The following is an 11,456-nucleotide window of genomic DNA, read 5'->3' as shown; positions in this document are numbered from 1 at the left end:
CCCCTCGTCTGGCTCGTCGCCGCCGGCCTCGTGCTGGGCGCCATCGGGCTCGTCGCGCTCGGCTGGTGGGAGACACGCCCGCCGTCCGCCGCGGAGGTCGCGGCCGCCGACCTGGCGTACCAGGACGTCCTGGGGGCCTGGGAGGCCGACGGCGACGCGCGCATCGCCAAGTGCCGTGACCTCGAGGCGACGTTGCGCGCGGAGCAGCCGGGGCAGGACCTCGACCTCGGGTGCGACGCCATGGCCCCGGTCCCCGAGATGTTCCTTCCCCTGCGCCCCGGGCTCGGCGAGCTCCTCGACGGCCGCCTGCCGTCGATCGGCGTGATGCTCGTGCTCGGCCTGCTCATGGTCGGCGTGGGTCTCGTCACGTCCGACCTCCAGTCAGGCGCGATGGGCACGTGGCTGACGTTCGCGCCGCGCCGCGGGAGGGTGCTGGTCAGCCGGCTCGTCGCGGCCGTCGTGGCGGCGCTGCCGTGCGGGCTGCTCGCGCTCGCGGTCCTCGTCGCGGGTCTCGCTCTGGTCTGCGCGGTGCACGGGACGTCGCTCGCCGTCCCCGCGGCGGAGTGGGCGTCCATGGGCGGTCGGGCCGGGCGCTGGCTCGTCGCGGGTCTCGGCGCGACGGCGCTGGGGGTGGGTCTCGCGTTCGCGCTGCGGCACGCCGCGGCCGTCACGGGCCTCGTCGTGTGGTGGGGCGCCGCGATCGAGAGCGCCCTGCCCCTCGTGCTGCCGTCCGCGCGCTGGCTGCCGCTGTCGACGAACCTCACCGCGTGGACGTCGGGCCAGGCCGACTACGGCGTCGAGACCTGCGTCCCCGACCCGCGCGTGCCCGGCGGGGAGGTGTGCGAGGAGGTGCTGCACGTCGTCGGCATGGGCCAGGGCGCGCTGGTCACGGGCGCGATGGTCGTCGTGGCTCTCGTCGCGGGGTGGGTCGTCTTCCGGTTCCGCGACGTGTCCTGACGGGGCGAGCGTCCCGGCACCGGCACGCCGACCGCCGGCTCACACCGGGTCGACGACGCGGACCGACGGCAGGCCGCGCCGCCGGACCAGGGCCTCCGCGACGACCAGGTTCGGCAGCCAGCACAGGAACGTCACCGCGTGGTACGCGTTCTCCCACGCCGCGTCGAAGTCGAACGCGTCGCCCGCCGCGAACGCCTGCGCGGCGACGAGCACGCCGACCCACGAGCGCAGCATCACGCCGGCGTAGGTGAGCGCGAAGTTCCGGATCATCCACGCCTGGTGCGACCGGACGTCGCCCGCGCGGATCGCGCGGTACGCCCGCCACCCGGTCCACAGCCACAGCACGCCGAGCGTCCCGAAGCCGAGGAGGCCGACCATCCCGGCCGTGTTGAACGGCGCCATGACGAGAGACGCAGCGCCCCCGACGGCCACGCCACCGAGGTAGACCCGGCCGAGCCACCGGTGCAGGACCGGCCACCGCCGCCGGGCGCCCGCCCAGAACTGGACCGGCCCGACGAGCAGCGCGACCCCGGCCCCGACGACGTGCAGGAGGAACGCGACCTGCACGACCGCGGGCGTCCCGGCGTAGGCCTCCGCCAGCGGCGCCCGCTCGGGGTCGAGCTGCTCCAGCGTCCCCATGAGGTACGGCACGGCGGAGTACGCGACGATCGTGAGCGACGTCAGCAGGACCACGGTCCACCCGACGCGACGCCCGGCACGGGTCCGTCGGCGTGCCGCGGGGGACGGGCGCCGCGCGGGGACCGGGGCAGGTCGGGCGGGCGGCGGGACGGGTGGCACCGAGGTGGTCGTCATGTCCGACCACGCTAGGCACGTGCCCGGTTCGTGTCGGTATGGCCTACCCCCGGGCGCACTGGGTCGTCAGCCCGACCCCCGTGTCCACCGATCGGTGGACGCCGAGGTCGGGACCTCGGTCGTCGCGGCGGCGTGGTGGTGGTGAGGATGCTGGAGGCATGACCACACGGCACGGCACGGCACCCGCGATCGAGGTCGCGGGCCTGCGCAAGCGGTACGGGCAGAAGCAGGCGGTCGACGGTCTCGACCTGCAGGTCGCGGCGGGGGAGATCGTCGCGATCCTCGGCCCGAACGGTGCGGGCAAGACGACGACTGTCGAGATCCTCGAGGGCTACCGGCACCGCGACGACGGGCACGTCCGTGTGCTCGGCGAGGACCCGCAGACCGCGGGCCGCGCCTGGCGGGCCCGGATCGGCGTCGTGCTGCAGGGCACGAACGACCTCGCCGAGGCGTCCGTCGGGGAGCTCGTCCGGCACTTCTCCCGGTTCTACCCGGACCCGCGCGACCCCGACGAGGTCATCGACGCCGTCGGCCTGCGCGAGAAGGTCCGGGTGCGCGCCCGCCAGCTCTCGGGCGGCCAGCGCCGCCGCCTCGACGTGGCGCTCGGCATCGTCGGCCGTCCCGACCTCGTCTTCCTCGACGAGCCGACGACCGGGTTCGACCCGCAGGCGCGCCGCTCGTTCTGGGACCTCGTCGAGAGCCTCCGCACGGACGGCACGACGATCCTGCTGACCACCCACTACCTGGAGGAGGCCGAGCGGCTCGCCGACCGGGTCGTCGTGGTCGCCGACGGGCGCGTGGTCGCCGAGGGCACCCCCGACGACCTGGGTGGGCGCGGTGCCCGCCAGGCCGTCGTGCGGTGGGTCGAGGACGGTGCCGTGCGCGAGGTCAGGACGGACACGCCCACCCGCACCGTGGCCGAGCTGGCCGCGAGGTTCGACGAGGTCCCCGAGCTGCAGGTCCTGCGGCCGACGCTCGAGGACGTGTACCTGGGCCTGCTGCAGGGCGCGACCGCGCCCGCCGGCGAGCCCACCGACGCGAAGCAGGAGGCGCTGCGATGACCACCACGACGGCCCCCACCACGGCCACCGCGCGGCGGCTGCCCGGGCCGCTGGCCCTGGGGCTCGAGCGCGCGCGCTACGAGGTGCGGGTGTTCTTCCGGGAGCGCGACGCGGTCGTGTTCATCTTCGCGTACCCCGTCATCATGATGGGGATCTTCGCGGCGGTCTTCGGGCAGGACGGCGCGACCGTGCCGGCGGGCGACGTCGAGATCCCGTTCGCGCAGTACTTCCTGCCGGGCATGATCGCGACGGGCGTCATGCTGTCGAGCTTCCAGGCGCTCGCGATCGCGATCTCCGTCGAGCGCGACGAGGGCGGGCTCAAGCGGCTGCGCGGCACCCCGCTGCCCGCGTCGGCGTTCTTCGTCGGCAAGATCGGGCAGGTGCTGGGCACCGGGCTGGCGCAGACCGCGATCCTGCTCGTGTTCGCCGCGACGGCGTTCGACGTGCCGATGCCGTCGGACGTCTCCACGTGGGCGACGTTCGCGTGGGTCTACCTGCTCGGCACGGCCGCCGGCGCGGTGTGCGGCGTGGCGTTCTCGTCGGTGCCGCGCTCGGGCCGCTCGGCCAGCGCGGTCGTGACGCCGATCGTCCTCATCCTGCAGTTCATCTCGGGCGTCTTCTTCGCGTGGGACAGCCTGCCGTCGTGGATGCAGCAGGTCGCGTCGGTCTTCCCGCTGCGGTGGCTCGTCGAGGGCATGCAGGCGGTGTTCCTGCCGCCGCAGGTCACGGGCGACGCGGAGCTCGTGACGACCGCGCTGGTCCTCGGGGCGTGGCTCGTCGGCGGGCTGGTCGTCGGGGCCCGGTCGTTCCGGTGGCGCCGTCGTGACGACGGCTGACGAGCCTGTTGCCGTCGTGATGACTGCTGACGAGGGCCATGCCGTCGTGACGACCGCACCCGACCCCGGCCGGGCCGTCCCGCGAGGGACCGGCCTGGCCCGGGCGCGCGGTCAGGCCGGTCGCAGCCGGAAGACGGGGTGCGTCGCGACCAGCGGCACGAACGCGTCGACCGGGTCGTCGGGCGAGACGTCGAAGACGCGCCGCACGACGGCGACCTCGCGCAGGTACTGCCGGAGCACGGGTGCGCCGGTCGCGGCGTCGACCTCCTCGACGGTCAGCCGCTCGCGCCGGCGCCCGCGCCGCACGTCGACGGCTCCCGCAGCCCGCACGTTGTGCACCCACGCGACCGGCCCGTACGGCGCGACGAGCCAGCGGGTGCCCGCGTCCTCCACCAGGGTGACGGGCGTCGTCCGCGGGACGCCCGACGCGCGGCCCGGCACGGTCAGCAGGACGGTGCCGCGGGGACCGGCCCCGAGGCGGACCAGCGCGGTGACGGTCCCGTCCACGAGCCGGCGACCCGGTCCGCGTCGCCGTCGAGGTCGCCCGTCCGCCCGCTCGGTCGTTCCCATGCGGGCATCCTGCCCGTCGCGGTGCGTCCCGTCGACGGCCGCCCGCATGGCAGGCTCGGCGACATGCACGGCCGAGTGAGAGCCCCGTCCGCCGACCGGTGGGAGTTCTGGGTCCGGTCGCTGCGCGGGTGGGACGTCGTCTTCTACGCGATGACCGCGGTGGCCGGCGTGTCGATCGCCGTCGAGGTCGCGAACGCCCGTGACGCGGTCGTGGCGGTCGTGGGGCTGGTCGCGCTCGTGGTCGCGTACCTGGCGCTGGCCCGTCGCGGGGCGCTGCGCGGCGACGTGCGGCTCACGCGCCCCTACCTGGCGGTGCTCGTCGCGGTCGTCGTCCTGGAGCTCGGCCTGTCCGAGCTGGGCGCGGTGCTGCTCTTCGTCGGCTACTCCCAGATCTGGTACTTCGCGGTCACGCGCCTCGAGGGCGTCCTGTGGAGCGTCGCGCTCACGCTCGCGTTCGTCGGCGCGATGCTCGCGCGCGACCCCGGCCGCGTCGCGGACGCGCAGGGCGTCGCGGAGCTCGTCGGGGGCGCCGGGACGGGCCTCGTCTTCGCGATCGCGCTCGGGCTGTGGATCACGTGGATGTCGGAGCAGAGCGAGCAGCGCCAGCACCTCGTCGAGCAGCTCGGTGCGGCGCAGGCGGAGCTCGCCTCGACGCACCACGCGGCGGGCGTGCTGGAGGAGCGGGCGCGCCTCGCGCAGGAGATCCACGACACGCTCGCGCAGGGGTTCACGAGCGTCGTCATGCTCGCGCAGGCCGCATCCGCGGAGCTCGCGCTCGACCGCACGGGGTCCGCGGCCGACCGGCTCGACCAGATCGAGGCGGTCGCGCGGGACAACCTCGCGCAGGCGCGCGCGCTCGTCGCGGCGTTCGGCCCGCCCGAGCTCGAGAGCGGCTCGCTCGCTGACGCGCTGACCCGGCTCGGCGCACGGTTCGAGTCCGAGACCCGCGTCCGCGTGGAGGTCGCCGGGCTCGACGCACTGGGGGCCGTGGGGCCGGAGCAGTCCGTCGTGCTGCTGCGCGCGGCGCAGGAGGCCCTGGCGAACGTGCGCAAGCACGCGGGCGCGCGCCACGTGCGGCTCTCGGTGGCCCGCGACGCGCGCGACGTCCGCCTGGAGGTCGCGGACGACGGCCGCGGGCTGCCGTCGGACGTCGTCGAGGGCGTCGGCCTGCGCGGCATGCGCGAGCGCGCGGACGCGGGCGGCGGCTCGCTGGAGGTGGTCGCCGCACCCGGCGGCGGGACGCGCGTGCTCATGACGCTGCCGGCGGGTGCAGGTCCGGCGAGCGCTGTGCCGGCGAGCGCAGTGCCGGCGAACGCAGTGCGGGACGACGACGAGACGGGGGAGCGGTCATGACGATCCGGGTGCTGCTGGCGGACGACCACCCGGTCGTCCGCTCGGGCCTCGCGGGCATGCTCGCGCTCGAGCCGGACCTCGAGGTCGTCGGCGAGGCGGCCGACGGCGCGCAGGCCGTCGCCCTGGTTGCCGAGCTCGTCCCCGACATCGTGCTCATGGACCTGCGCATGCCGGTCCTCGACGGCGCGGCGGCGACCGCTCTCATCACGGGCGAGCGGCCGGGCGTCCGCGTCCTGGTGCTGACGACGTACGAGACGGACACCGACATCCTGCGCGCGGTCGAGGCGGGGGCCACCGGGTACCTGCTCAAGGACACCCCGCGCGACCAGCTCGTCGCCGGGGTGCGTGCGGCGGCGCGCGGTGAGTCGGCGCTGTCGCCGTCGGTCGCCCGCCGGCTCGTGCAGCAGCTGCGCGACGGCGACGCCGAGCGGCTGACGGCCCGCGAGCAGGAGGTCCTCGCGGGCGTCGCGCGGGGGCTGTCCAACGCGGGCATCGGCCGCGAGCTGTTCATCACGGAGGCGACGGTCAAGACGCACCTGCTGCGCGCGTTCGCGAAGCTCGGCGTGGACGACCGCACGCGGGCGGTCACGGTCGCGATCGAGCGAGGCATCCTGCCGGGCGCGTGACGGTCCGCGGAACGCCTGGTCGGCGCGGTACCGGGCCGGGCTAGCGTGTCCCGGACGGCACGACGCGGAGGTGGGCGCATGGGCAAGGTGCACGAGCGGATCGACGACCGGATGCGGTCCTTCCTCCTGGCGCAGCACGTGTTCTTCGTGGCGACGGCGCCGAGCGGCGACCAGGGCCACGTGAACCTGTCGCCCAAGGGCGTCGCGGGGTCGTTCGTCGTGCTGGACGACCGCACGGTCGCGTACCTCGACCTCACGGCCAGCGGCGCGGAGACGATCGCGCACCTGCGGGAGAACGGCCGGATCACGGTGATGTTCTGCGCGTTCGACGGCCCGCCGAACATCGTGCGGCTGCACGGCCGCGGCCGGTTCGTCACGCTGTACGACGACGGCTTCGCGGAGCTCGCGGCGCTGTTCGACGAGACGCGCGGCGCCCGGGCGGTCGTCGTGGTGGACGTGGACCGGGTCTCCGACTCGTGCGGCTACGGCGTGCCGTTCATGGACTACGTGGGGGAGCGGGACCTGCTGCCGCCGTACATGGACCGCAAGGGCGCGGACGGGCAGGCGGCGTACCGGCGGCTGAAGAACCGGACGAGCATCGACGGCCTGCCGGCGTTCGACTTCGACCCGGAGCCGGACCCGGTCGCCTGACCCGGCGGGTATCTGGGGGCGACCGCCGCGCTCCTTCCGGTATGGGCTCAGCGCCATCGCCCGCCCGACCGCGGCCCCGCGGCGGGCACGTCCCGGCGCCGGCCCGGTGGCGAGGACGCCACGGGACCGGTGACCGCACCTCTGCGGGTTCCCTGCTCCCCTAGGTGGTGCCACATGAGACGGTCCGCGACGTTCGGACTCGTGCTTCTCCTCCTGGCAGGTCTGCACCTGCTCTCCGCCCCTGCCGCCTCCGCAGCCCCGTACTGCGGCCAGGTCTGGGGCTCCGGCCCGAAGTCGGTCTTCGGCTACCCCAACGGCCAGGTGACGAACGTGCGCGCCGGCCGGCACGACTGCTACGACCGTCTCGTGCTCGACATCGACGCGCCGTTGGCGGGCTGGTCGGTGCGGTACGTCGACGTGGTCACGCAGGACGGCTCGGGCTTCCCGGTCGCCGTGCGCGGCGGTGCGCGGCTGCAGGTCGTCGCGCAGGCGGGCGTCGTCCCGACCGACGCGTGGTTCATCGGTGATGGCGGCCGGCTCGTCAACACGTCGTCGTACCGGACGTTCCGTGACGTCGTGTTCGCCGGTTCGTTCGAGGGTGTGACGACGATCGGGCTCGGTGTGCGGGCACGGCTGCCGTTCCGGGCCTTCGTGCTCGCCGGTCCGGGTGCCGGCTCCCGGCTGGTCGTCGACGTGGGGCACCAGTGGTGCGTCACGGGGACGACCTGCTGACGCGGTCCCGGGGCCACGCGGGTGGTGCGGCGGAGGGATCTGTCCCTTCCGCCGCATCCGAGGCGTGGACACGTGAACCACGATGTGAGACGGCGTGACAGCCAACCGACGGAGGCGTAGGGTCGCTCGCGTGCAGACGATCCTCCTCGTAGTACTTCCTGAGCGCGCCGGCTGAGGCCACCGCACAGGTCTCGTCCCGCGCGCGCACCCCTCGTCCCGTCTCACCCGGGGCCCGAGGGGTTTTTCTGTGTTCCGGCACGACGTCCCGCACGACGCACCACCCGTACCGCCCACCCGCACCACCCAGGGAGACAACGATGGTCCAGGGTCCTCACCCGGCACCGCCGCGTACGCCCGCGCCGCCCGCCCCGCAGGCCAGCCCCGCGGTCGTGGCCCACGCCCGAGCGGACCGCGACCGCGTCGTCCCGGCCGGGGCCGGCACCGTCGAGAAGGTCACCGGCGCGCAGTCGATCGTCCGCTCGCTCGAGGAGCAGGGCGTCGAGGTCGTGTTCGGCATCCCGGGCGGCGCGATCCTGCCCACGTACGACCCGCTGATGGACTCCGCGAAGGTGCGGCACATCCTCGTGCGGCACGAGCAGGGCGGCGGGCACGCCGCCGCCGGGTACGCCTCCGCCACCGGGCGCGTGGGTGTGTGCATGGCGACCTCGGGCCCCGGCGCGACGAACCTCGTCACGCCGATCGCCGACGCGCACATGGACTCCGTGCCGCTCGTCGCGATCACCGGCCAGGTCGGCGCGTCGCTCATCGGCACCGACGCCTTCCAGGAGGCCGACATCGTCGGCATCACCCTGCCGGTCACCAAGCACAACTACCTCGTGACGAACCCCGACGACATCCCGCGCGTCATCGCCGAGGCGTTCCACATCGCCGCGAGCGGGCGGCCCGGTCCGGTCCTGGTCGACATCGCGAAGTCCGCGATGCAGGCCCAGACGACGTTCAGCTGGCCGCAGGACGTCACGCTGCCCGGCTACCACCCGGTGACGAAGCCGCACGCCAAGCAGATCCGCGAGGCCGCGCGCCTCATCGCGACGTCCCGCCGGCCCGTGCTGTACGTCGGCGGCGGCGTGATCCGCGCCGGTGCGGCCGCCGAGCTGCGCGCACTCGTCGACGCGTCCGGTGCGCCGGCCGTCACGACGCTCATGGCCCGCGGCGCGCTGCCCGACGCGCACCCGCAGCACCTGGGCATGCCCGGCATGCACGGCACCGTGGCCGCGGTGGCGGCACTGCAGAAGGCCGACCTGGTCGTGGCCCTCGGTGCGCGGTTCGACGACCGCGTCACGGGGCAGCTCTCGAGCTTCGCCCCGAACGCGACGATCGTGCACGCCGACATCGACCCCGCCGAGATCGGCAAGAACCGCGCGGTCGACGTCCCCATCGTGGGCGACCTGCGCGAGGTCCTCGCCGACCTGCTCCCGGAGCTCGAGCGCGAGCACGGCCAGCACGGCAAGCCCGACCTCGAGGCGTGGTGGAAGCAGCTCGACGCGTGGCGCGAGACGTTCCCGCTGGGCTACGACGAGCCGTCCGACGGCCACCTCGCGCCGCAGCACGTCATCGCGCGCATCGGCGAGCTGTCCGGCCCGGAGGCGATCTACGCGGCGGGCGTCGGCCAGCACCAGATGTGGGCCGCGCAGTTCATCAAGTACCAGCGCCCGAACTCGTGGCTCAACTCCGGCGGCCTCGGCACCATGGGCTACTCGGTGCCCGCCGCGATGGGCGCGAAGGTCGGCCAGCCCGACCGCACCGTGTGGGCGATCGACGGCGACGGCTGCTTCCAGATGACCAACCAGGAGCTCGCCACCTGCACGATCAACGACATCCCGATCAAGGTCGCGATCATCAACAACTCGTCGCTCGGCATGGTCCGGCAGTGGCAGACGCTGTTCTACGAGTCGCGGTACTCGAACACCGACCTGCACACCGGTCACGGCACCGTGCGCGTGCCCGACTTCGTCAAGCTCGCCGACGCCTACGGCTGCGTGGGGCTGCGCTGCGAGACGCAGGCGGACGTGGACGCGACGATCAAGCGGGCGCTGGAGATCGACGACCAGCCGGTCGTCGTGGACTTCACCGTCTCGCGCGACGCCATGGTGTGGCCGATGGTCGCCGCCGGCGTGAGCAACGACGACATCCAGTACGCCCGCGGCATCAGCCCCGCGTGGGACCGAGAGGACTGACCCGATGAGCCGCCACACCCTCTCCGTCCTCGTGGAGAACAAGCCCGGCGTCCTGACGCGCGTCGCGGGGCTGTTCGCCCGCCGCTCGTTCAACATCCACTCGCTCGCCGTGGGCCCGACGGAGCACGAGGAGATCTCGCGCATCACCGTCGTCGTCGACGTCGACGAGCTCCCGCTCGAGCAGGTGACGAAGCAGCTCAACAAGCTCATCAACGTCATCAAGATCGTCGAGCTCGAGGACGCATCCTCGGTGCAGCGCGAGCTGCTGCTCGTCAAGGTCAAGGCCGACACCGCGCAGCGCACGTCGGTCCTCGAGGTCGTCCAGCTGTTCCGGGCGCACGTCGTGGACGTCGTGCCCGACTCCGTCGTCATCGAGGCGACCGGCAGCCCGGGCAAGCTCGGCGCCCTCCTGACCGCCCTGGAGCCGTTCGGCATCCGTGAGATCGTGCAGTCCGGCACGGTCGCCATCGGCCGCGGCTCGCGCTCGATCACGGACCGGGCGCTCGAGCGCGTCTCGCGCTCCGCCTGAACCACCCACCCGACCGTTCTTCGCACCACCCCATCACCTGAGGAGATCCACCGTGGCTGAGCTGTTCTACGACGACGACGCCGACCTGTCGGTCATCCAGTCCAAGAAGGTCGCCGTCATCGGCTACGGCAGCCAGGGGCACGCGCACTCGCTCAACCTGCGCGACTCCGGCGTCGACGTGACCGTGGGCCTCCGCGAGGGCTCGGCGTCGCGCGCCAAGGCCGAGAACGAGGGCCTCAAGGTCGCGACCGTCGCCGACGCCGTCCGCGACGCCGACGTCGTCGTCATCCTGGCGCCCGACCAGGTCCAGCGGATCGTCTACCGCGACGAGATCGAGCCGAACCTCAAGGACGGCGCCGCGCTCGTCTTCGGCCACGGCTTCAACATCCGCTTCGGCTACATCAAGCCGGCCGCCGGGCACGACGTCCTCATGGTCGCCCCCAAGGGCCCGGGCCACCTGGTGCGCCGCGAGTACGCGGACGGCCGTGGCGTGCCGGTCATCGTGGCCGTCGAGCAGGACGCGTCGGGCGACGCGTGGAAGCTCGCGCTGTCCTACGCCAAGGGCATCGGCGGCCTGCGCGCCGCGGGCATCAAGACGACCTTCACCGAGGAGACGGAGACCGACCTGTTCGGCGAGCAGGCCGTCCTGTGCGGTGGCGTGTCGCAGCTCATCCAGTACGGCTTCGAGACGCTGACCGAGGCCGGCTACCAGCCCGAGGTCGCGTACTTCGAGGTGCTGCACGAGCTCAAGCTCATCGTCGACCTCATCTTCGAGGGCGGCATCACCAAGCAGCGCTGGTCGGTGTCCGACACGGCCGAGTACGGCGACTACGTCTCGGGCCCGCGCGTCATCACGCCGGACGTCAAGGCGAACATGCAGGCCGTGCTCGCGGACATCCAGAACGGTGCCTTCGCCAAGCGCTTCATCGACGACCAGGACGCCGGCGCGCCGGAGTTCAAGGAGCTGCGCGACAAGGGCCAGAACCACCCGATCGAGCCGGTCGGCCGCGAGCTGCGCAAGCTGTTCGCGTGGGTCAAGCCGTCGGACTCCGACTATGTCGAGGGGTCTGCCGCGCGCTGACGCGCGCGTCGTCACCGCGGGCGTGCGACCGGGTCTCCGCCCAGGTCGCACG

General features: G+C 73.7%; 11 protein-coding genes and 1 pseudogene. 10 read left to right on the top strand and 2 right to left on the bottom strand.

What is annotated here, in order from left to right; genetic code table 11:
* Nucleotides 1-957 (top strand): annotated as a pseudogene (locus CBZ_RS20915) (hypothetical protein); the annotation flags it as partial.
* Between the two features lie 39 nt (nucleotides 958-996).
* Here the strand turns inward: CBZ_RS20915 and CBZ_RS12345 are convergent.
* Entirely contained in the window at nucleotides 997-1,650 is a 654-nt protein-coding gene (locus CBZ_RS12345; RefSeq protein ID WP_246013326.1) for a DUF2306 domain-containing protein, read from the bottom strand.
* A gap of 278 nt (nucleotides 1,651-1,928) precedes the next feature.
* Here CBZ_RS12345 and CBZ_RS12340 point away from each other — a divergent pair, with 278 nt between their 5' ends.
* Together CBZ_RS12340 and CBZ_RS12335 are read left to right on the top strand one after the other, a co-directional pair.
* On the top strand, nucleotides 1,929-2,831 hold the full coding sequence (locus CBZ_RS12340; RefSeq protein WP_130781835.1) for an ABC transporter ATP-binding protein: 903 nt from the start codon (nucleotides 1,929-1,931) through the stop codon (nucleotides 2,829-2,831).
* Entirely contained in the window at nucleotides 2,828-3,667 is an 840-nt protein-coding gene (locus tag CBZ_RS12335) for an ABC transporter permease (RefSeq protein WP_130781834.1), read from the top strand. Before CBZ_RS12340 ends, CBZ_RS12335 begins: the two co-directional genes overlap by 4 nt.
* Nucleotides 3,668-3,778: 111 nt before the next feature.
* Here CBZ_RS12335 and CBZ_RS12330 read toward each other — a convergent pair whose 3' ends face one another.
* Entirely contained in the window at nucleotides 3,779-4,237 is a 459-nt protein-coding gene (locus CBZ_RS12330; RefSeq protein ID WP_130781833.1) for a nitroreductase family deazaflavin-dependent oxidoreductase, read from the bottom strand.
* A 75-nt stretch (nucleotides 4,238-4,312) separates the two neighbouring features.
* Here CBZ_RS12330 and CBZ_RS12325 point away from each other — a divergent pair, with 75 nt between their 5' ends.
* The 7 genes from CBZ_RS12325 to ilvC all read left to right on the top strand — a co-directional run bounded on the left by CBZ_RS12325 (nucleotide 4,313) and on the right by ilvC (nucleotide 11,404).
* Complete coding sequence (locus CBZ_RS12325) at nucleotides 4,313-5,590, top strand: sensor histidine kinase (protein ID WP_246013325.1); 1,278 nt, start codon at nucleotides 4,313-4,315, stop codon at nucleotides 5,588-5,590.
* Nucleotides 5,587-6,216, top strand: a complete 630-nt coding sequence (locus tag CBZ_RS12320) for a response regulator (RefSeq protein ID WP_130781831.1) — start codon at nucleotides 5,587-5,589, stop codon at nucleotides 6,214-6,216. Before CBZ_RS12325 ends, CBZ_RS12320 begins: the two co-directional genes overlap by 4 nt.
* A 78-nt stretch (nucleotides 6,217-6,294) precedes the next feature.
* The gene (locus CBZ_RS12315; protein WP_130781830.1) at nucleotides 6,295-6,867 is read left to right on the top strand and encodes a pyridoxamine 5'-phosphate oxidase family protein; all 573 of its coding nucleotides are present in this window, start codon (nucleotides 6,295-6,297) and stop codon (nucleotides 6,865-6,867) included.
* A gap of 174 nt (nucleotides 6,868-7,041) precedes the next feature.
* Complete coding sequence (locus CBZ_RS12310; RefSeq protein WP_130781829.1) at nucleotides 7,042-7,599, top strand: AMIN-like domain-containing (lipo)protein; 558 nt, start codon at nucleotides 7,042-7,044, stop codon at nucleotides 7,597-7,599.
* Nucleotides 7,600-7,916: 317 nt separating this feature from the next.
* Complete coding sequence (locus CBZ_RS12305; protein ID WP_130781828.1) at nucleotides 7,917-9,794, top strand: acetolactate synthase large subunit; 1,878 nt, start codon at nucleotides 7,917-7,919, stop codon at nucleotides 9,792-9,794.
* A gap of 4 nt (nucleotides 9,795-9,798) precedes the next feature.
* The gene (gene ilvN / locus CBZ_RS12300; protein ID WP_130781827.1) at nucleotides 9,799-10,323 is read left to right on the top strand and encodes an acetolactate synthase small subunit; all 525 of its coding nucleotides are present in this window, start codon (nucleotides 9,799-9,801) and stop codon (nucleotides 10,321-10,323) included.
* 52 nt (nucleotides 10,324-10,375) lie between these two features.
* Nucleotides 10,376-11,404 carry a ketol-acid reductoisomerase gene (gene ilvC, locus CBZ_RS12295; RefSeq protein ID WP_130781826.1) on the top strand — a complete coding sequence of 343 codons (1,029 nt, stop codon included), beginning with the start codon at nucleotides 10,376-10,378 and terminating at the stop codon, nucleotides 11,402-11,404.
* The last annotated feature ends 52 nt before the right edge of the window (nucleotides 11,405-11,456 follow it).

The sequence above is a fragment of the Cellulomonas biazotea genome (genome assembly GCF_004306155.1).
GTDB lineage: Bacteria > Actinomycetota > Actinomycetes > Actinomycetales > Cellulomonadaceae > Cellulomonas > Cellulomonas biazotea.
Note: the sequence above shows the minus strand (reverse complement) of the source record. Positions and strands in the feature narration are given on the sequence as shown.

Coding starts and splice junctions, on each gene's coding strand:
- CBZ_RS12340 (WP_130781835.1), top strand. CDS start 1,929: ATGACCACACGGCACGGCACGGCACCCGCGATCGAGGTCGCGGGCCTG.
- CBZ_RS12335 (WP_130781834.1), top strand. CDS start 2,828: ATGACCACCACGACGGCCCCCACCACGGCCACCGCGCGGCGGCTGCCC.
- CBZ_RS12330 (WP_130781833.1), bottom strand. CDS start 4,237: ATGGGAACGACCGAGCGGGCGGACGGGCGACCTCGACGGCGACGCGGA.
- CBZ_RS12320 (WP_130781831.1), top strand. CDS start 5,587: ATGACGATCCGGGTGCTGCTGGCGGACGACCACCCGGTCGTCCGCTCG.
- CBZ_RS12315 (WP_130781830.1), top strand. CDS start 6,295: ATGGGCAAGGTGCACGAGCGGATCGACGACCGGATGCGGTCCTTCCTC.
- CBZ_RS12310 (WP_130781829.1), top strand. CDS start 7,042: ATGAGACGGTCCGCGACGTTCGGACTCGTGCTTCTCCTCCTGGCAGGT.
- CBZ_RS12305 (WP_130781828.1), top strand. CDS start 7,917: ATGGTCCAGGGTCCTCACCCGGCACCGCCGCGTACGCCCGCGCCGCCC.
- ilvN (WP_130781827.1), top strand. CDS start 9,799: ATGAGCCGCCACACCCTCTCCGTCCTCGTGGAGAACAAGCCCGGCGTC.